General features: G+C 58.1%; 14 protein-coding genes. 3 read left to right on the forward strand and 11 right to left on the reverse strand.

Going from position 1 to position 20,363, the window contains the following annotated elements:
- Position 1 precedes the first annotated feature (1 nt).
- From otsB to DIT71_RS09790, 5 genes are all read right to left on the reverse strand, one after another.
- Positions 2–1,510 (reverse strand): trehalose-phosphatase, encoded by a 1,509-nt coding sequence (gene otsB, locus DIT71_RS09770; RefSeq protein ID WP_114613037.1) that lies wholly within the window; start codon positions 1,508–1,510, stop codon positions 2–4.
- Positions 1,507–3,936: a glycoside hydrolase family 65 protein gene (locus tag DIT71_RS09775; protein WP_114613038.1), complete on the reverse strand. Its 2,430-nt coding sequence runs from the start codon at positions 3,934–3,936 to the stop codon at positions 1,507–1,509. The genes otsB and DIT71_RS09775 overlap by 4 nt, the downstream gene beginning before the upstream one ends.
- Positions 3,933–6,314, reverse strand: a complete 2,382-nt coding sequence (ppsA, locus tag DIT71_RS09780; RefSeq protein ID WP_114613039.1) for a phosphoenolpyruvate synthase — start codon at positions 6,312–6,314, stop codon at positions 3,933–3,935. The genes DIT71_RS09775 and ppsA overlap by 4 nt, the downstream gene beginning before the upstream one ends.
- Before the next feature lie 2 nt (positions 6,315–6,316).
- A complete protein-coding gene (gene gap / locus DIT71_RS09785; protein WP_199490994.1) occupies positions 6,317–7,312 on the reverse strand; it encodes a type I glyceraldehyde-3-phosphate dehydrogenase in 996 nt (331 codons plus the stop codon).
- A gap of 89 nt (positions 7,313–7,401) precedes the next feature.
- Positions 7,402–10,182, reverse strand: coding sequence for a cation-transporting P-type ATPase (locus DIT71_RS09790; protein ID WP_114613041.1), 2,781 nt, complete (start codon positions 10,180–10,182; stop codon positions 7,402–7,404).
- Between the two features lie 335 nt (positions 10,183–10,517).
- On the opposite strand from DIT71_RS09790, the gene DIT71_RS09800 reads away from it, so the two are divergent.
- Genes DIT71_RS09800 through DIT71_RS09810 form a run of 3 tightly spaced genes read left to right on the forward strand, consistent with a single transcriptional unit; the run spans position 10,518 to position 12,339 of the window.
- Positions 10,518–11,165 carry a phosphoribosyltransferase gene (locus tag DIT71_RS09800; protein ID WP_114613043.1) on the forward strand — a complete coding sequence of 216 codons (648 nt, stop codon included), beginning with the start codon at positions 10,518–10,520 and terminating at the stop codon, positions 11,163–11,165.
- A complete protein-coding gene (locus tag DIT71_RS18150) occupies positions 11,162–11,359 on the forward strand; it encodes a hypothetical protein (protein ID WP_114613044.1) in 198 nt (65 codons plus the stop codon). The genes DIT71_RS09800 and DIT71_RS18150 overlap by 4 nt, the downstream gene beginning before the upstream one ends.
- Positions 11,356–12,339 carry a ribose-phosphate diphosphokinase gene (locus DIT71_RS09810; RefSeq protein ID WP_114613045.1) on the forward strand — a complete coding sequence of 328 codons (984 nt, stop codon included), beginning with the start codon at positions 11,356–11,358 and terminating at the stop codon, positions 12,337–12,339. The genes DIT71_RS18150 and DIT71_RS09810 overlap by 4 nt, the downstream gene beginning before the upstream one ends.
- Before the next feature lie 26 nt (positions 12,340–12,365).
- Here the strand turns inward: DIT71_RS09810 and DIT71_RS09815 are convergent, their stop codons facing one another.
- From DIT71_RS09815 to guaB, 6 genes are all read right to left on the reverse strand, one after another.
- Entirely contained in the window at positions 12,366–13,385 is a 1,020-nt protein-coding gene (locus DIT71_RS09815; RefSeq protein WP_114613046.1) for a phosphotransferase, read from the reverse strand.
- Positions 13,378–14,751 carry a nicotinate phosphoribosyltransferase gene (locus DIT71_RS09820; RefSeq protein WP_227538047.1) on the reverse strand — a complete coding sequence of 458 codons (1,374 nt, stop codon included), beginning with the start codon at positions 14,749–14,751 and terminating at the stop codon, positions 13,378–13,380. Before DIT71_RS09820 ends, DIT71_RS09815 begins: the two co-directional genes overlap by 8 nt.
- 175 nt (positions 14,752–14,926) lie before the next feature.
- A complete protein-coding gene (gene ligD / locus DIT71_RS09825; protein ID WP_227538048.1) occupies positions 14,927–15,913 on the reverse strand; it encodes a non-homologous end-joining DNA ligase in 987 nt (328 codons plus the stop codon).
- Positions 15,914–15,978: 65 nt separating this feature from the next.
- Positions 15,979–17,163, reverse strand: coding sequence for a pyridoxal phosphate-dependent aminotransferase (locus DIT71_RS09830; RefSeq protein WP_114613048.1), 1,185 nt, complete (start codon positions 17,161–17,163; stop codon positions 15,979–15,981).
- A 56-nt stretch (positions 17,164–17,219) separates the two neighbouring features.
- The gene (guaA, locus tag DIT71_RS09835) at positions 17,220–18,797 is read right to left on the reverse strand and encodes a glutamine-hydrolyzing GMP synthase (protein WP_114613049.1); all 1,578 of its coding nucleotides are present in this window, start codon (positions 18,795–18,797) and stop codon (positions 17,220–17,222) included.
- 65 nt (positions 18,798–18,862) lie between these two features.
- Entirely contained in the window at positions 18,863–20,326 is a 1,464-nt protein-coding gene (gene guaB, locus DIT71_RS09840; RefSeq protein ID WP_114613050.1) for an IMP dehydrogenase, read from the reverse strand.
- Between the last annotated feature and the right edge of the window lie 37 nt (positions 20,327–20,363).

Here is a 20,363-nt window from a genome sequence, read left to right on the forward strand (position 1 = left end):
CTTACTTGAGCGGGGCATCGGCATCCGCCAGGCTATGCAGTAGCTGAAGCACTTCCTCCGGATCGCGAACATGATAGTCGGCCAAAGAACAGGTTAGCGCGTCGCCAACGTAAATTCCGGGGCCGTCTTCACGAAGGGCGGAAAATGCATCTTCATCGGTCACATCGTCCCCCACATAGACGATAAACGGCGGCTCTTTGCCCGAAACTGGCAGAATATCGATGAGCCATCGCAGCGCCCGGCCCTTGTGCCAGTCGACGTCCGGTTCAAGCTCCAGCACTTTCTTGCCGTTACGCTTCCGCAGGCCCGTTTGCCGGCGCATATCCTCAACCACATTCCTGACCTCCTCGACCACATCCTCGCTCTTCACTTTGCGGTAGTGAACGGCCAGCGAATACCGCTTACGTTCAATAATCACTCCTGAAAGATCACCGACGCGCGCTCTCGCCATTGCTTCTGCCTGATCCACGTATTTCACAGCATTATCCGCTTCCGGCAGAGTGTGCTGGTGGCCATTCCCGGCAATGTCGAAGCCGTGGTTTCCGGCATAATAGATTCCCTCTACATTGACCCGGGATTGCAGATCTTCTCGGTCCCGGCCGCTGATCACAGCCACCGGGCATGAGAATTTCTGCAGTGCCGAGCGGGCTTCCGTCGAGATCTCCGCCTTACCGGGCTCTTCAGTGATTTCAGCCAGGGTGCCGTCGAAGTCGAGAAAAACCGCCAGTGGTCGGGTGCCCCGCCATGCTGACAGATCCTCCATGTGATCAAGGGCATTGGGAAGTTGCCGGAGAAAGCTCACCCCGTATACATCGGCGGTAATATGATCGGCCCCGGCTTCCCGGAGCTCCGTTTCGTTGCCGTTCCGCGACACGCCCACCACCAGCCCGAATTCGCCTTCACGCCCCGCCCGAACGCCGGCAGTAGCATCTTCCACAATAACGGCGTTCGCCGGTGCCACATTGAGGCCGTGGGCGGCCTCCCGCATAATCTCCAGTTTCCCCGCCAGCTCCTTCTCCGCTGCCACTGTGCCATCGATAACCACGTCGACGGCATCCATCAGTCCCGCTTCCTCGAGAATCCGCTGGCCGTTGCGACTGGCGGTGATAATGGCCAGTTTCATGCCGCCGCGCCGCCACCGCTTAAGAGCTGCCACCGCATCCTCGAATACCTCTACCCCCTTGTTTTCCAGCAGCTTGAGGAAGCAGGCGTTCTTGCGGTTGCCAAGACCGCAGACAGTATCGCAATCGGCGGAATCCGAGGGCTTGCCGTAAGGCAGCGTCAACTGGCGGGAGTGCAGAAAATCCTCAACACCCTGATACCTGGGCTTGCCATCCACATAGGCAAGATAGTCGGTTCTGGAAAAGGACTGCTGATTGCTCTGCCTGCTCAGGTAGTCGTCGAAAATCTGTTTCCAGGCCTGCATGTGCAGGTCAGCGGTGCGGGTCAGCACGCCATCCATGTCAAAAATCACCGCCTGGAACGGATCTGTTCGCCGATTGGTACTCACGATGACTTCTCCCCATTGAGGCTGAAACGTTTCTGGTCTCCCGCACACATCTCGTATACCTCACCGGCGAAGCCTATGCGGGCAGCGCAGGACCAGCCTTTTTCAAAGCTGACGGTCATGGTTTCATGGTCCAGGTGGATGTGCAGCCAATGCCACCGGTAGTGGACACAGAAATTCAGTTCCTTGAGTTCCTTTGGCAAGCAGGGATTGAGCCAGAGTATACCGTCACGCATTTCGATACCGGTGTAGCACCGCTGCATCAGATCCACCGTACCGGCCATCGCCCCCAGGTGAATACCCTCCTTGGTGGTTCCTCCCTGGATGTCGTCGAGATCGCTGGCAAGCGCGTCCTGGAACAGGTCCCACGAGCGCTCGCGGTTCGTTCTTGCCAGAACCCAGGCGTGGACAACCCGGCTAAGGCTGGAGCCATGGGAGGTCCGGTCGAGATAATAGCGGACGTTTTCGGGAATACAGGCGGGGTCAAAGTCATAGCCGAGACCGGAAAATATTTCGCTGAGTTCCTCGGCGGAAAACAGAAAAAACAGCATCAGTACATCGGCCTGCTTGGTGGCCTTGTAGTGGTTCATATCCCGGCCTTCCGCTTCCAGAATGCGATCAAGACGCTGGATATCACCGTGCTTCTCCCGCAGCCGGTCCCAGTCCAGTTCCTCCAGGCTGTCCCAGCCCTCGAACTGGCTGATGAGTCCCGACGTCTGGAAGGGGACGAACATCCGTTCGCTGATATCCTGCCAGCGCAGCAGATCCTCCGGGGAAACATCCAGAAGCTGCAGGAGCTCCGCCTTCCGGTCTTCCCCGAGCATATTGAGCATGGCGCAGGTTGTCTTCAGAACCCAGGCGGCCATAACGTTGGTGTAGGCATTATTGTCCAGACCCAGCTCTTCACGATCAGGGTATCTGGTATGAAATTCGTCGGGGCCCATCACTCCCCGTATTTCGTAGCGCTCACGGTCAGGATTATAGGTAGCGATACTGGCCCAGAACTGGGCAATCTCGATCAGCATCTCGGCACCGTAAAAAGAGAGAAACTCCATATCGTCGGTGGCCTGAAAATACTGCCACACATTGTAGGCAATGGCCGCATTCACGTGCCGCTGGGTATGTGAATTGTCGGGAATCCAGCGTCCCGATTCCGGATTCAGGTGCAGAACCTGGCTCTCCTCGCGACCATCACTACCACTCTGCCAGGGAAACATGGCGCCCTTGTAGCCGGCCTCTTTCGCCGCCCGCCGCGCCCAGTGCAGGCGCTCATAACGATAGAGCAACAGCGCCTGGGTGAGAGCAGGAAGTCGTAAATTGAAATACGGGAAGGTGAACAGTTCATCCCAGAAGATATGTCCGCGATAACCCTCTCCGTGCAGTCCCCGGGCGGGAATGCTCACGTCCCGTCTGGTCGAATGCATGGAGGCGGTTTGCAACAGGTGGAAGAGATGCAAACGAAGAACGGGCTGAGCCGGGATACACTCTTCGCCCGCCAGTTCCAGATCAGCCCGCCGCCAAAGTCTTCGCCATGCCTGCTGGTGCCGTTCAAGCAGAGCCTCGAAATCCGCGGCATGACGGATACCCTCAAAGGCTTCAAAAGCGGGTTCGCTGATGGCGAGGTCCCGGGAGGTGTAAAGGGACAGCACCTTCTCAACCCTGACCGGCTTGTTTTTTTCTGCCACGAGGGACAGAGACTGGCTGATCCGGTTCTGCTCTGACTGGGTGCGTCGCTCCAGAGCAGCGGGCTCGTCATCTATCCAGACCCGGGTGCGGATCGCCTGGGCCATTCGAATTCGGGACTGCAGGGTTCTGGCGGTAAGAAAAACAGCTTCCTCGCCCACGTGCCCGGTTTCTTCGACTTCCAGGTGCCTGCCATTGAGGTCACGGTAACGGGCCACGCCGTTATTGGTAACACGGCCGTCGATGGCTGACCTTATCTCCACCGCTCCTGACCAGTTCAGAGGAGTAACCACCCAGCTAATGGCGGCGATATGGGGATCGTCCATATGAACGATGCGCCGGGTTTCCAGTTCGAATTCACGGTCTGCCCGATCCCTGAAACGAATACGCCGATGCATCACTCCCCGGTAAAGGTCCAGCCGGTGGGTATAATCAAGAAGCTCCACACCCGCCAGATCGAACCATTCCCCACCCTCGCAGCGAAAGGTAAGAGGCAACCAGTTGGGCCAGTTAACAAGGTCCTCGTTTTCGATGACCTTTCCGCCGATTTCACTTTCCGCGCGGTTAAAGCCGCCGGCCAGATAGGTGCCGGGATAGTGAGGGCCTCCGGCGGGGGATTCTTCCACCGCGCCTCGCGTGGCGAAATAGCCATTACCGAGGGTCAACAGGGCTTCCCGGGTGGGTTGCTCCTCCGGGTTCCATTCATGGTAGACCAGTTCCCAATCGCTGAGCGACCTCTCGTTCATGGGGATTTGTCCCCTCTCCAGATTTCCAGTATGTCCAGAACACTGTCGGGGTTGAGCGAGATGGAATCGATACCGCTATCCACCAGGAACTGGGCGAAATCCGGGTAGTCGCTGGGCGCCTGGCCACAGATGCCCACTTTGCATCCGCTCTGGTGAGCCTTTTCGATCACTTGCACGATTGCTGTCTTCACCGCCTCGTCACGTTCATCGAACAGTTCACTCAGTTGCTCGGAATCCCGGTCGACACCCAGCACCAACTGGGTTAAATCATTACTGCCGATGGAGAAACCGTCAAACCGCTCGGCAAACTGCTCCGCGAGAAATACATTGGAGGGAATCTCGCACATCATATACAGCTGAAGGCCCTCCTCGCCGCGCCGGAGACCGTGTTCAGCCATCACTTCGATGACCCGGTCGGCCTCCCGGGGGTTGCGAACGAAGGGCAGCATCACCACGATATTGTCCAGACCAATCTCTTCCCGGGCCTTTTTTACCGCCTGGCATTCGAGGGCGAAACCATCCTTGTAGCGATCGCTGTAATACCGCGAAGCTCCGCGGAACCCCAGCATGGGGTTTTCCTCCCGCGGCTCGAACTGGTCGCCGCCAATGAGTTTGGCATACTCGTTGGTCTTGAAGTCGCTCATGCGAACAATGACCGGATCCGGATACTGGGAGGCGGCAATCATGGCGATACCCCGGCTGAGGTGCTCGACAAAATACCCGGTTTTATCCTCGTAACCGGCTGTCAGCTCCTCAATCCGCTTTCGCGCCTTCCTGTCCTCCACCTCATCGAACCGTGACAGCGCCAGGGGATGAATCTTGATCACGTTATTGATAATGAACTCCATGCGGGCCAGACCGACTCCGTGAACCGGCAATCGCCACCAGCGGAAAGCGGCATCTGGCGCAGCCAGGTTGATCATCAGTTGCACCGGCGCCTCGGGCAGATCCCCGGTATCGATATCCTTTTCCTCGTATTCGAGAATACCCTCGTAAATCCGGCCTTCGCTTCCTTCCGCGCAGGATACCGTGACTTCCTGGCCGTCCTTCAGGTCCCTGGTCCCGGAGCCTGTACCCACAACTGCGGGAACGCCCAGCTCACGACTGACGATGGCAGCGTGGCTGGTGCGGCCACCATGATCGGTGATGATGGCTGTAGCCCGCTTCATGACCGGCCCCCAGTCCGGATCCGTGCGCTCAGTGACCAGCACGTCGCCGTCCTCGAAGCGATCGATCTCTTTGGGGCTGTCGAGTACCCTGACCCGGCCGGCCGCTATGGATTCGCCAATGGCCACGCCCCGGCTCAGCACCTCGCCCGTTCCCTCCAGTCGATAGCTTTTGAACGCACCGGACTGTTTCTGTGAGTGGACCGTTTCGGGACGGGCCTGAACACAATAGAGCTCGCCGGATTCACTGTCCTTGGCCCACTCCATATCCATGGGTTTGCGGTAATGCTTTTCGATGGACACGGCCCAACGGGCAAGGGTGAGGATGTCATCATCACCAAGCACCAGGGTTTCCCTTTCAGCCTTTTTGGTGTTCACCGTTCTGGTGGGGGCCGATCCCCGGGATGCGTAAATCATTTTTTCCTTCTTGCTGCCGCATTTCTTCGACAGGATCGGCACCTGCTCCTTGTTCTCGAGTCCCGGTTTGAAAACCCGGTACTCATCCGGATCCACCGTACCCTGCACCACCGTTTCGCCGAGTCCCCAGGTGGCATTAATGACCACCACGTCGGGGAAGCCGGTGTCGGTGTCGAGGGAAAACATTACGCCGGCACAGGCCTTGTCCGACCCCACCATTTTCTGAACACCCACGGAGAGCGCGAGTTGCAGGTGATCGAAACCACGATGCTCGCGGTAGTTGAGGGCACGGTCGGTAAACAATGAGGCATAGCACTTGCGGCAGGCGTCGATGAGGTCATCGCCGCCGCGGATATTGAGAAAGGTTTCCTGCTGTCCGGCGAAGCTCGCCTCGGGCAGATCCTCCGCCGTAGCGCTGCTGCGCACAGCCACGGGAAGGTCCTTGTTCTCATTGCGGGCAGCGAGCTCTTCATAGGCATCCCGGATGGCTACTTCAATGTCTTCCGGGAACTCGCCATGCCGGAACGCCTCGCGAATGGCCTTGCCCACCTGTTTGAGGGATTTTTCTTCGCGGGCCAGCGCTTCGGTCAGTTCCCGTATCGTGTCTTCCAGCTCATTGTGCTCGACAAAGGCGCGGTAGGCATCCGCCGTGGTGGCGAACCCTCCCGGTACCCGCACACCCTGTTCCCGAAGATTGCCAATCATCTCCCCGAGCGAGGCGTTTTTTCCTCCAACACTGGACACATCGTCGTTGTCCAGGTCCTCCAGCCAACGAACGTACCGTGATTCCGTCATGGTCAGGCCATCCTTTGCATCATGTCCACGCAGCGCCGGGAAAATGCCCACTCGTTGTCATACCAGGCCAGCAGTTTGATAAAGCGGTCGCCAATCAACTGAGTATCCTGGCTGGTTACGATGGCGCTCTCTTCCCTGCCAATGATGTCGCTGGACACAAGGGGCGAATCGTCAACGGCGAGAATACCCTTCATGGAGCCATTCGCCCGTTCACGGAATGCGTCGTTGATGCGCTCACCATCGGCATCTGCCGCCAATAGGCAGGTCAGGTCGAGTAGCGAGCCGGCTTTGACCGGTGCTCGTACCGCGATGCCATCGAGCCTTCCATCCAGGTCCGGAATGATCTGGCCAATCATCGCCGCCGCGCCGGTGGACGTAGGTACGAGATTTTCCGCCGCTGCGCGCCCCCGCCGGGGCTTCTTGTGCGGTCCGTCCAGAAGATTCTGGGACGAGGTATAGGCATGCACCGTATTGATGAATCCTTTCTCGATTCCGAACTCGTCGTGCAGCACCTTCACCACCGGCGCCAGACAGTTGGTGGTGCAGCTGCCGATGGAGATAATGTGATGCTGGTCGCGATCAAACTGGTCTCCATTGACACCGAGGATGAAATCTCCGTCGAGTTCGCTTTTGCCGGGCGCCGAGATGAGTACCTTGCGTGCACCCGCTTCGATGTGTTTGTGCGCGTCTTCCTTTTTGCGGAAAAGTCCGGTGGCTTCAAGAACCACCTCCGCGCCCTTCTCGCCCCAGGGCAGTTGAGCCGGATCCTTCTCTGCGCTCACCGTAATGGTGGTGCCATCATCAATAACCAGCCTATCCCCCTCGGCCCTTACCTGATGAGCCCAGCGGCCATAGGTGGTGTCCGACTGCAGGAGATAAGCCAGGGTTTCGGTGTCCGAAACATCGTTGATATGGACCACCTCCACGCCTTTTTGCTCATAGGCGATGCGAAGTACTTGCCGGCCTATACGGCCAAATCCGTTGATGCCAATTTTCATGGGAATATAGCCTCCATTGCTTTTCCAGGTGACATTTTCTGACTTTCTTGACAGCCTGGCTCAAGATCTACTTCGTTAGTGTCCACCCGTTACTTGCCAGAGCCGGTTGACGGATGGTTCTGTTGCCGCTGTTCCGGGCTCCCGGCCGATTCTTCGCCGTGAGCCGACCTTTTCCGACGGACCAACTTCTCAATTTCCACCAGTATGAACAGACCCAGGCCAACCGCCACGCAGCGCAACCACGCCTCCGCATCCAGGGGCCTGCTTTCCAGTAGCTGGTTCATGAAAGGTGCGTAGGTGAAGACCAGTTGCAGGCCGATGCAACCGGCAATGGCAAACAGCACCATTCTGTTGCCGGTAAGACCCTCCCAGGAAAGGGCGGAGCGGCTGAAGAAGCGGCTGTTCAGCAGGTAGAAAATCTGCCCCAGCACCAGGGCGTTGACAGCCATGGTGCGGGCATACTCCAGAGAGGTCTCGCCATGGATCTGCTCCTGAGCGAACAGAAAACCCACGCCCAGCAGCAAGGCGGTACCGACATAGGCAATGCGCCAAAGATCGAAGCGACCGAGAAGCCCTTCCTCGGTGGAATGGGGCCCCCGCTGCATCAGACCGACCTCGGCTTTCTCCCAGGCCAGGGAAACCCCCAGGGTCACGGCGGTGATCATATTGACCCAGAGGATCTGCACCGGTGTCACCGGTAACATCATGCCGGACAGGACCGCCGCCAGCAGTACCAGTGACTCCGCCGCATTGGTGGGAAGTACGAACAGAATCGTCTTGCGCAGGTTGTCGTATACCTTCCTTCCCTCCTCCACGGCGCGCTCGATGGAGGCAAAGTTGTCGTCTGCCAGCACCATTTCTGAAGCCTCGCGGGCTGCTTCCGTGCCTTTCTGGCCCATGGCTATGCCCAGATTAGCCCGCTTGAGGGCGGGGGCGTCATTGACGCCATCGCCGGTCATGGCGATGATCTCCGATCGCGCCTGCAAGGCCTTGACCAGACGCAGCTTGTGCTCCGGGCTGGTGCGCGCGAACACGCTGGTCTCCATAACCCTGTTTTTGAGTTCCTCGTCGTCAAGTTTCTCGATATCCCGCCCACGCAACGCCTTCCCGGGATTGTCCAGCCCCAGCTTGCGGGCCACTGCCGTGGCAGTGGCAGCGTGATCCCCGGTAATCATCTTTACCCCGATGCCGGCATCACGGCAGATGGCAACCGAGTCGATAGCCTCTTCACGGGGCGGGTCGATCATTCCGAACAGGCCCAGCAGCACCAGATCCCCTTCCACGTCCGCCTCATCGAGTTCAGTCTGTTCCGATACTTCTTTACGGGCAATCGCCAGCAGGCGCTGGCCACGGCTCGCTATCTCCTCGAACCGTTCCTCCCAGGCGCTGCGGTCCAGGGACGTTTCCTCGCCATCGCGCAATTCACTGCCGCACATCTCCAGCAGCTGCTCCGGCGCGCCCTTGACGTAAATAACATGATTGCCCTGGTGATCGTGATTCAGGGTCGCCATATAGCGCTTCTCGGAGGCAAAGGGGATGCTGTCCACTCGCGGCCAGTTGCCATATTCCTCATCGTAATCAAGGCCAGCCTTGTAGGCAGCAACGATCAGCGCAACTTCGGTGGGATCGCCCGCTCCGCGCCACTCTTCCTCTTTGTGTTCAAGCTCGGAGTCGTTGCACAACAGGCCGGCGCGCAGCATCTCCAGCACTGCCCCGTGCTCCTCGATTTTGATGGATTCTTCATCGCGCTGAAACCCGCCCTCGGGTTCATAGCCCACTCCCTCGACACCAATGTCCTCTGCAGCAGTGCGCAGGGTCTTGACGGTCATTTCGTTGCGGGTCAATGTGCCGGTCTTATCGGCGCAGATAGTGGTCACCGAACCGAGGGTTTCAACCGCGGGCAGGCGCCGGATGATGGCGTTGCGACGGGCCATCCGCTCGACGCCGATAGCAAGGATGACCGTCATCACAGCCGGCAGGCCCTGGGGGATGGCGGCAACCGCCAGCGAGACAGCCACCAGAAACATGCTGTGCCAGTCCTTGCTCCACACCAGGATACCCACCGCAAAAGTGATCAGCGCGAGCCCCAGAATCACCACGCTCAGTATCCGCGTGAAGGCATCAAAGCGCTGCATCAGCGGGGTTTTTATGGTTTCCACCTCTGCCAGCATGCCGCTGATCCGGCCGATCTCGCTATCGTCGCCGATAGCCACCACCACGCCGATTCCCTGACCGGAGGTAGCAAGGGTACCGGAATAGGCCATACTGGTGCGGTCGCCAAGTTCCGCGTCCTCCTCTACGGCATCCAGCTGTTTGGCCACCGCATTGGATTCCCCTGTGAGTGCCGCCTCCTGAACTTCAAGGTTTTTTACCCGCAGTAGGCGCAGGTCGGCGGGAATGCGCCCGCCAGCGTTAATCTGGACTATGTCGCCGGGCACAAGCTCCTGCGCCGGCACCTCGTGTCTGCGTCCATCCCGCCATACAGTGGCTTTCCGGGAGAGCATCCCCTGCACACTCTCAAGAGCGCGCTCTGCCCGCCCCTCCTGAATGAAACCGATGGCGCCATTGATCAGCACCACGGCAAAAATTACCGCGCTGTCCACCCACTCTCCAAGCAAGGCGGTTACCGCAAAGGCAATCAGCAGAAGATAAATGAAGAGGTTATTGAAATGACTTAACAGGCGCTGGAGAGCACTTCTCTGCTGACGTACTCTGAGTTCATTGCTGCCGAACTCACTGCGGCGCTGCTCCACCTGGTCGCCACTGAGTCCCTTTTCCCGATCGCTGTCAAGCACCTCGAGCGCCTTGTCGGCAGACTCGGCATGCCAGCGGTATTTGTTGACTTCCTGTCTACTGGGTGTGCCGCTCATGGAGATCACCAGTGCCTCAGTGAGTATGAAGCTCCGTCATCCGCACAGCCGGGACATTGCATCCCCTCAGGCGAAAGGCTCCGTCATGAAGACGGTGCGCCAAAAGTCGTCGGATGATAAGCAGATCCATGACTCTATAATCCGGGTAAAGATCACGGACTGTCAATGGAGGACCTATCGGCCAGCAACACCAACTGCCCTGCATCTTGATCTTGATCAGAAATCACTCAATCGTGTGGACTTCAGATGGCCGTTATCCATTTTCCTTTAACTGTGTCTTGGCTAGACTTGAAAGGATCGCTTGTGAATACAGTCACCAGCAATGGAGTTGCACGATGAATCTGCCCATACAGGACCGCGCATCTGCCGGCCGCGAACTGGCCCGTGCGCTCGAAGAATATCGCGACCGCGATCCCCTTATAGTGCTGGCATTGCCCCGGGGTGGCGTACCCGTTGCAGCTGAAATTGCCGAGCACCTGGATGCGGAGCTGGATCTGATGATTGTCAGGAAGCTGGGGATGCCCGGTCATGAGGAACTCGCCATGGGCGCTATCGCCAGCGGCGGCGCCCGCGTTCTCAACCGCCAGGTGCTCGGCTATCGTGATGTCAGTGATGAGGCTATAGAGAAGGTTGCCGAGCGCGAACGCCGGGAGCTGGAAAGGCGAGAACAGACCTACCGCGGGGATCGCCCCTGGCCGGACATGAGCGACGCCACCGTCATTATTGTAGACGATGGCCTCGCCACGGGCTCCACAATGAGCGCTGCCCTGGAAGCGCTAAAAATCCACCGCCCCCGTGAAATTGTCGTGGCCGTTCCCGTCGCTCCGGCCGACACCATCGAAAACCTCCGCAGCAACGCTGATAACATTGTTTGCCTCGAAACCCCCGACAATTTCAACGCCATAGGACAGTGGTACCGCGACTTCCACCAGGTGTCGGATGAAGAAGTGCGCCAACTGCTGGACCGTTTCTGGAACAAATGAGGCTGATCGTCGGTGGTCTGGACGCCACCGTCATAGATATCAATCGGGAGGCGGCTGCAAAGCTGAACTGTCATCACGAGCTAAAAATCGTGCCGGGCGCGAGCCATTTGTTCGAGGAATCCGGCAAGCTCGATGTCGTGCAGAAAGCTGCCGCAGACTGGTTTACAGATCACATGACTGGAGCCCAACCATGAACTCTGACGACGGAATAGCGCTGTTTTGCCTGGACAGCGGCCGCGATTTCGCTTTGCAAGTAGCGGCACATCTGGAAATACCCCTGGGGGAACACGAGGAGCGGGATTTTGAAGATGGGGAGCACAAGATCCGCCCGCTGGAGACGGTGCGTAACCGCGATGTGTTCGTGGTTCAGTCGCTTTACGGCAATGACGGCCTGAGCATCAATGACAAGCTCGCCCGTCTGCTGTTTTTACTGGCCGGCCTTCGCGATAATGGCGCAGCCCGGATCACCGCCGTGGTGCCCTACCTGTGTTACTCCCGCAAGGACCGCAGAACCAAGTCCCGCGATCCCGTCACCACGCGCTACATCGCTCAGCTCTTCGAGGCCATGACGATTGATACCATAGTGACAGTGGACGTACACAACCGCGCCGCTTTCGAGAATGCCTTTCGTTGCGCCACAGTGCATCTGAGTGCCAGGGAAGCGTTCATCGATTTTCTCCTGCCCCAGCTCCGGGACAGGGAAATCACCGTAGCCTCCCCGGACGTGGGCGGTATCAAGCGTGCGGAACTCTTTCGTGAGTCACTGGAGAGGCGGCTGGAGCGGCCTGTGGACAGCGCATTCATGGAAAAACACCGCAGTCGCGGCGAAGTGAGCGGTTCTGCTGTGGTTGGCAACGTCCGCGACCGCACTGTACTGATTCTGGATGATCTGATCGCGGGAGGAGGCACAATGCAACGGGCCGCCGAGGCGTTCAGGAAACAGGGCGCGGAGGATGCGATCGCCATCGCCACTCACGGAGTTTTCTCCAAGGATGCCGCGGACAAACTGACTTCGCCGGCTCTTTCCAGGGTGATTCTCGGCAATACCGTGCCTCCGGCCCTGCCGTCGGAAATGCTCGACACCAAGTTAGCGCTGGTAGATATCACTGCGGGTATCGCCGATACGATCACTGCGTTGCACGAGGGAAGAGACGTGACAGATCTGGAATCCTGAACCCGGATTTCATCGGCGGGCGCGCTTCAGCTACCAGAACCTTCGCCATGATGAGAGGCTATGGCCAGGTAATCCAAGGCTTTTTGCCGCCACGGACCGCGCCTTTCCTGGTCGTCGTCGTCCAGGTGCCAGATGGCGAGCCTGGCCCGCTCTGAAGCCCGGTAAGCTTTGTAGAAATCCACCAGGCAGGCTTCCGGTTCATCGCCGGTGATTTGTCCATAAACCTCGAACAGGATCCTCCCCACTTTCTCGTCCCCAAGCTTTTGGCACTCCATCGCCAGAAAGGCCAATTCATCCGCCGGATCCCGGATCCGCAGGTCGCGGCTGAACTCAAGACAGTCGATCACCACGGGTGGGTCCGTCAGGCAGACATGCTCCGGGCGCAAATCACCATGGGCCTCAACAAGGCGGCCGGCAGTCGCACGATCAGCAAACTGTACTGAATGCTTTCCAAGCAACGTCATTTGCTGATCGCAGACTGATCTGACCCGGTCCTCAGGCAGAGAATAATCCGTCAACTGGCGGTAGTTTTCACTGATGCCCCGCCGCAATCGCTCCAGGTACTGCTCCCCCGACAGCTGAACGCTCGCGGCACTGTCATAAAAGCGGGCAAGCAACTCAGCCGCGTCCCTGACGCGCTGGTACTCCACTGCTGAGGATTTAATCTGCATTTCCAGCATTGAGGCTGCTGGCAGGCGGCGCATGACCACCAGCCAGTCGACGGGAATTCCCTGCCCGCCCAAAGCCAACCCGCCGCCTGCAAGGACGCCCAACTGCTCCACACCGATATAGGTATCGCCACCCAGCCGGATGTTGAGACGAGCCTCCTCGACACAGTTTTTATAGCGGTTATCGACGGTCGTGAAATCGAACAGCTGACGGGCCACGGGTTTTTTGAGCTTGTAAACCCGTGGACCCACGAGAAATACCCAGGACATATGGGTTTCCTGCACTTCCACGCTATCAGCCTCGACCGGATAGGAAGCGGCGTCTGACAGGAACGCAACTTTTTCCTCGATTTCGGGCAGGCGCGAAGTCTCAGCCACGGTTATCGGACCCGTTTTCCGACACCGCCTCGAGCGCCTCACGATAAAGCTGATCCAGTTCCTCGCTGATCCGGATGTCGTAGTCTTTCTCTGCCCGGTCAAGGGCAAGCATTGCCGGGCCCATCTCATCCAGGGCGCGCTTGACCCGCTCGCGACTCTCTTCAATGTCCGGCTCCGGTCCTACTGGTTCGCCGTTGCGAACGACTGTCACCAGCAAGGATTCGCCGTCCCGCTGCTCGGTGTCGCGGCAGATTTCATCGTAGCTGTAGCAACCGTGAGCATCCCGGAAACGCCACACCTGCTTGCGCCCCGGCAACAACTTTTTACCGGGGCTGTTTTTCAGCCTTGGCTCTTTCCGGTACTCGGTCAGCTTATAGGCCAGGTCGATGGCGGGAGCATCTTCCGACACACCCAGTTTGGTACCCACCCCGAAGCCATCAACCGGCGCTCCGGCATCGATGATCTCCTGCATCGACCACTCGTCCAGGCCACTGCTGACCACGATGCGAATCTGATCCAGACCGGCTTCATCGAGTCGTTTGCGGGAGGCCCTGGCCAGCTCGGCCAGGTCGCCGGAATCAAGGCGGATGGCACCCACTTCGAATCCTTCCTCTTTAACCAGCCTGATCACCTTGTCGACACCCTTTATGGTGTCGTAGGTATCCACCAGCAGAGTGGTGCCAGGATACAGCCGCGCATAATGGCGGAACGCCTCCATCTCGTCCTTATAGGCCTGAATGTAGGAGTGGGCCATGGTGCCGTTGGCGGGCAGTCCGTAGCGCAAACTGCCGAGGACATTGCTGGTTGCCGCCAGGCCTGCGGTCCGGTACGCCCTGACTCCGCGGAGGGCGGCATCATAACCGTGCATGCGCCGCATCCCGAAATCCACTACAGAGCGACCCTCCGCGGCGATCACCATGCGCACCGCCTTGGAGGCAAGAACGGTCTCAGTGCTGACATAGTTCATCAACAGGGTTTCGAGTAATTGCCCCTCGATCAGCGGGGCTTCCACTTCCAGCAAGGGTTCGTGGGGAAACACCGGCGTGCCCTCCGGCAGGACACGAATGTCGCCGGTGAAGCGGAAATTGCCAAGCCACTGGAGGAAGTCGTCCGTGAAGACATCAAGGGACGCCAGGTGCTCCAGCTGTTCGGGTGGGAAACGAAGGGCCGTGGCCAGCAGCGCCGCATAATGCTGACCGCAGGCGAGCATGAAATTCCGCTGCTCGGGCAGCTTGCGAAAGTGGAGGGTAAACAGGGCCCGATCCTCCAGTTGCTCACTGTGATAGGCCTGGGCCATCGTGAGCTCATACAGATCGATAAATAGACCCAACTCTTCTGTTTTAAGTTCGCCCAGATGATCCATCATTCCTCTTCCATGACTGCGCGCAACTGGCGCGTTTTAGGTATGGCCTTTTCGAAAATGTCGGGGCCATTGCTGTCGTCAACTTAAAAAGACTTGAAAGGAAAACTTTAACACCATGTCAATCGCAGATCGATGTGTCCGGATTCAGGGCTACAGGTACTGATCTCGGCCCAGGTTCTCATGGCGCCTCGCGCACCACCTCGTTGGCATCTTTGTCATCCCGCAGACCCAGAAACCGGGGATGACGAAGCTTTCCGTCCCCGGTCCATTCGGTGAAGCCAATTTCCGCGACCAGAGAGGGGCTTACCCAGGTGACATTCTCGTCTGCAACCGTGTTATCCGCAAAGGGCGATGTTTTTCTTTTGAGCTGAACGAGTCTGCGATGAAAGGTCTCAAGGAACTCATCACTGAAGCCGGTACCCACGCGACCGGCGTAACGCAGCCGACCCTCTTCGTAATACCCCACTTCCAGTGCCCCGAAACCTTTGCGGGAGCCCTGCGGCCTGGTGAAACCGCCAATGACAAACTCCTGGCCCTGCTGGCACTTGAATTTGAGCCAGTCTCCCGAACGCGCAGATCGATAGACTGAAGCCCCATCCTTGGCGATCACCCCTTCCCAGCCCCTGTCACAGGCATGGGCCAGGAAAGCCTTGCCCTCACGGTTTCTGTGGGGCAGATAGCGGATGGGATCAGTAAATTCAAAGGCCGACTTGAGAATCGATTTGCGACGCCGCAACGGCAGTGTCCGGAGGTCGTAGCCGTCCAGAAAAAGAATATCGAACAGGTAGGCGCGGACAGGAACCGATCGGAGCAACTCCGGGTCCGGCTCCTGGACCTGCATGCGGTGTTGCAACCTGGAAAAACTACTGAGACTCCCGCTGAACGCAACTATTTCGCCATCGACCAGAAAGTCTCCTTCCATGTTTGCCAATCCGTCGACAATCTCAGGATACGTCTTGTTCCTGTGTTTGTGATTGCGGGAGTAGAGCGTGACCTTCCCCGACTTTTTGCCGGCAATGAAGCGCACCCCGTCGAGTTTTCGCTCATAAAGCCACGCCTCGTCATCAAAATAATTCTCTGTCAACCGCGCCTTCATCGGCTCGACAAAGGCAGGTTGCCGTTGCGCCTTGAGTTTTTTCTTCTCTTCGGCGCTCAGTTTATCCATTGGACTTGCCATGGCGATGCGAACCTCCCCGTCACTCTTCGTCAACAGCCGTACCAGTTGACTGCTCAGCCAAAGGCTCTATTCAGGCGCTCCAGCGCTTCCTCTATGTCCTCATCGCTGGTTGCGTAGGATAATCGCAAATGCCCCGGAGCACCGAACGCTGAACCCGGGATCATCGCGATGCCCAAGTGGTCAAGCAACCAGTCAGCAAGCTGCTGATCGTCATCCACGCCTTCCAGTCGATCGATTATCCGGCTGAAATCCGGAAGACAGTAAAACGTGCCCTGCGCCGGCAGGTAATCAATGGCATCGATTGTCGCCAGGCCGGTTTGCACCAACTGATGACGCCTCTGATAGGCATTTACCATGTCACGCACGCACTGCTGGTCTCCGTTCAGTGCTGCTGCGGCCGCTACCTGGGACACAGCGGCAGTGTGAGCCGTGCTCTGTCCCTGCAGTTTGTTCATCTGGTAAACCACATCCGCAGCTCCCCCACAAAAACCCACGCGCCATCCCGTCATGGCATAGGCCTTGGAAACGCCATTGATGACAACGGTACGGTCTCTTAGGGCGGGGCAGGCATTGACAATGTTGTAATACTGGTTGCCATCCCAGCGGAGGTGTTCGTAGATGTCATCGGTAGCAATGAATACATCCGGGTACCGCTCCAGTACCTTGCCCAGGGCTTCCAGAGCCTGTTTGCTGATAACCTGCCCCGAAGGATTGCTGGGGCTATTGAGAATGACCAGCCTGGTGCGCTCACTCATGACCTCGGCAAGCGCCTCCGGGGAGGGCATGAAACCTTGTTCGATAGAGGTTTCGAGATAGACCGGTGTAGCCCAGCAAATTTTGGCGATGGCCGGGTAGCTACCCCAGTAGGGCTGAGGAATAACGACTTCGTCTCCCGGGTGCAACACACTCATGCACAGGTTGAAAAGCGCCTGTTTCGCACCGCAGGTAACCATGACTTCATCTTCGCGATAGCGCAGACCGTTATCGCGCTCGAACTTTCCGATAACGGCATCTTTCAGTTCGGGCAATCCTCCTATTGGTGTGTAGTGAGAATAACCCTGTTCAATGGCTCGCTGGCCTGCGGCCTTGACAGCCCCTGGCGTTTCAAAGTCGGGATCCCCGGCGTCCAGCCGGAAAATTCTGCGCCCCTCAGTCTTGAGCGCCTGGGCCTTGGCGTTGATACGGAAAATTGACGAGGCTTCAAGGTCCCCCACACGACGTGCAAACTTGGTTGCCATTTTCGCTCCCATAGCCGATGGATTGGAGAGATCGGCCAACGTCAGAACCGATCAGTCTATTCCCACTCAATGGTAGCAGGTGGCTTGGAGGAAATGTCGTAGGTCACCCGGGAGACGCCCTCAATCTCATTGATGATGCGGTTGGAAACGGTTTCCAGCAAATCGTAAGGCAGATGCGCCCAGCGCGCGGTCATAAAGTCGATGGTCTCCACGGCACGCAGCGCCACCACGTATTCGTAGCGGCGGGCATCCCCGACAACACCCACTGACTTGACCGGCAGGAACACCGCAAAAGCCTGGCTGGTCTTGTGGTAAAAGTCGGCACGATGCAGCTCTTCGAGGAAAATGGCATCGGCCCGGCGCAGGATCTCGGCGTATTCCTTCCTGACCTCGCCCAGAATCCGCACGCCCAGGCCCGGGCCGGGGAATGGATGGCGATAGACCATATCGTAAGGCAGACCGAGCTCAAGCCCGATGCGACGCACCTCGTCCTTGAACAACTCTCGCAGGGGCTCTACCAGTTTCATTTTCATGGTTTCCGGCAAGCCACCCACGTTGTGATGGGATTTTATAACGTGGGCTTTACCGGTCTTGGAAGCCGCGGATTCGATGACGTCCGGGTAGATAGTGCCCTGAGCCAACCAGTTTACATCACGGATGGTGGTGGCCTCTTCGTCGAAGACGTCGATGAAGGTATTGCCAATGATCTTGCGCTTCTTCTCCGGGTCATCAACACCCTTGAGCTTGGACAGGAACAGGTCCTCCGCATCCACACGGATCACCTTCACGCCCATGTTGCTGGCGAACATGTCCATCACCTGGTCGCCTTCGTGCAGGCGCAGCAGGCCATTGTCCACAAACACACAGGTCAACTGATCGCCGATCGCCTTGTGCAGCAGTGCCGCTGTTACGGAGGAATCCACGCCCCCGGAAAGCCCCAGAAGTACTTTGTCTTCACCGACCTGGTTACGGATCTGCTGGACCGCGTCTTCGACGATTTTGGCAGGGGTCCAAAGGGCTTCACACTGGCAGATGTTCAGCACAAAGTGCTCGAGAATGCGCTTACCCTGCAGGGTATGAGTCACTTCCGGGTGAAACTGGACACCGTAGAGATTGCGACTGAGATCCTGCATAGCGGCAACGGGTGCGCTTTCCGTGGACGCCAGGAGCTCGAAGCCCTCGGGCATAACCACCACCTTGTCACCATGGCTCATCCACACATCCAGCAGCGAGTCTCCGGTGGCGGTGAGGTGGTCGGTGATATCCTGAAGCAAAGGCCCCTTGGCGCGCACCTTGACCTGGGCATAGCCGAATTCACGTTTCTCGGAGCTGGCCACACGGCCGCCCAGCTGCTCCGCCATGGTTTGCATCCCGTAGCAAATACCGAGCACCGGGATGCCCTTTTCGAACAGCCCTTCCGGTGCCCTGGGCCCACCAAGCTTGGTGACGGATTCGGGGCCACCGGCCAGGACAATGCCCTGGGGATTAAACTCTTTCAGTTCCTGATCGGTGATATCAAAGGGCTTGATCTCACAATAGACACCGATTTCCCGAACGCGGCGTGCAATGAGCTGGGTGTACTGGGAGCCAAAGTCGAGAATCAGAATGCGGTGGTCGTGGATGTTGTGGGCCATGAAATCCTCGGATCAGAAAGAAAAAGCGCGGCTCATACCCTGAGCCGCGCCTGGTGCGACAATAATCAACCGATACGGTAGTTGGGAGCTTCTTTGGTGATGGTCACATCATGGACGTGACTCTCACGCATACCGGCGTTGGTGATGCGGACGAATTCCGGCTTGGTGCGCATTTCTTCCATGGTGGCGCTGCCGGTGTAACCCATGGAAGCACGCAGGCCGCCCATCAACTGGTGCACGATGTTGCGCATCGGACCCTTACAGGCCACGCGGCCTTCTATGCCCTCCGGTACCAGCTTCTCAATACCTTTGCTGGCGTCCTGGAAGTAACGGTCACTGGAACCTTTGCCCATGGCGCCGATGGAGCCCATGCCACGGTATGCCTTGTAGCTGCGCCCCTGGAACAGTTCCACTTCACCGGGCGCCTCGTCGGTACCGGCAAGCAGGCTGCCGATCATGACGCTGTAGGCACCGGCGGCGATGGCCTTGGAGATATCACCGGAGAAACGCACACCGCCGTCAGCGATCACGGGAATGCCACGATCCTTAAGGGCGGCGGCAACGTTGGACACTGCCGTAATCTGGGGTACGCCAATGCCGGCAACGATCCGGGTCGTACAGATAGAACCGGGACCGATGCCCACCTTGACCGCATCCGCGCCGGCGTCTGCCAGGTCAATAGCCGCATCAGAGGTAGCGATATTGCCACCTATCACCTGCACTTCCGGGTAATGCTCCTTGATCCAGCGAACCCGATCAAGTACGCCTTTTGAGTGGCCATGGGCCGTATCCACCACAATTACATCCACACCGGCCTCAACCAGTGCGATGACGCGGGCGTCGGTGTCAGCGCCAGTGCCTACTGCAGCGCCCACTCGCAGACGGCCCTGTTCGTCTTTACAGGCCAACGGATAATCCTTGGCTTTCTGGATGTCCTTCACGGTGATCAGGCCACGTAACTCAAACTCTTCGTTGACCACCAGTACTTTTTCGATGCGGTGCCGGTGGAGCAGTTCCTTGACGTCTTCAAGATCTGCACCTTCCTTGACCGTTACCAGCTTGTCCTTGCCGGTCATGATCTCTGAAACCGGGGTATCCAGGCGACTTTCAAACCGGATGTCGCGACCTGTCACAATACCCACCAGGTCACGGCCATCCACCACCGGCAGCCCGGAAATGTTATTGGCCATGGTAATGTCGACCAGTTCGCGAACCGTGGTATTCGGTGATACGGTAATCGGGTCCTTCACCACGCCGCTTTCGTATTTTTTCACCTTGCGAACTGCTGCAGCCTGTTGCTCGGCTGACATGCTTTTGTGCATGATGCCGATACCACCTTCCTGAGCCATGGAGATAGCCAGGTCCGCTTCGGTAACGGTATCCATGGCCGCCGACAACAGGGGAATATTCAGGGTGATCGCTTTGGTCAACTGGGTTTTGAGGCTGACCTGGTGAGGAAGTACCTCTGAACGTCCTGGAACGAGCAGTACATCGTCAAAGGTAAGGGCTTCTTCGGCAATTCGCAGCATTGGGATCCGCCTTTTGAACATGCTAGATTGGAGGATT

Origin of the sequence: Marinobacter vulgaris (assembly GCF_003344045.1) — a bacterium.
GTDB classification, from domain to species: Bacteria; Pseudomonadota; Gammaproteobacteria; order Pseudomonadales; family Oleiphilaceae; genus Marinobacter; species Marinobacter vulgaris.

Coding starts and splice junctions, on each gene's coding strand:
- guaA (WP_114613049.1), bottom strand. CDS start 18,797: ATGGCCCACAACATCCACGACCACCGCATTCTGATTCTCGACTTTGGC.
- DIT71_RS09775 (WP_114613038.1), bottom strand. CDS start 3,936: ATGAACGAGAGGTCGCTCAGCGATTGGGAACTGGTCTACCATGAATGG.
- DIT71_RS09830 (WP_114613048.1), bottom strand. CDS start 17,163: ATGGCAACCAAGTTTGCACGTCGTGTGGGGGACCTTGAAGCCTCGTCA.
- DIT71_RS09810 (WP_114613045.1), top strand. CDS start 11,356: ATGAACTCTGACGACGGAATAGCGCTGTTTTGCCTGGACAGCGGCCGC.
- DIT71_RS09820 (WP_227538047.1), bottom strand. CDS start 14,751: ATGATGGATCATCTGGGCGAACTTAAAACAGAAGAGTTGGGTCTATTT.
- ligD (WP_227538048.1), bottom strand. CDS start 15,913: ATGGATAAACTGAGCGCCGAAGAGAAGAAAAAACTCAAGGCGCAACGG.
- ppsA (WP_114613039.1), bottom strand. CDS start 6,314: ATGACGGAATCACGGTACGTTCGTTGGCTGGAGGACCTGGACAACGAC.
- gap (WP_199490994.1), bottom strand. CDS start 7,312: ATGAAAATTGGCATCAACGGATTTGGCCGTATAGGCCGGCAAGTACTT.
- DIT71_RS09790 (WP_114613041.1), bottom strand. CDS start 10,182: ATGAGCGGCACACCCAGTAGACAGGAAGTCAACAAATACCGCTGGCAT.
- guaB (WP_114613050.1), bottom strand. CDS start 20,326: ATGCTGCGAATTGCCGAAGAAGCCCTTACCTTTGACGATGTACTGCTC.
- DIT71_RS09800 (WP_114613043.1), top strand. CDS start 10,518: ATGAATCTGCCCATACAGGACCGCGCATCTGCCGGCCGCGAACTGGCC.
- DIT71_RS18150 (WP_114613044.1), top strand. CDS start 11,162: ATGAGGCTGATCGTCGGTGGTCTGGACGCCACCGTCATAGATATCAAT.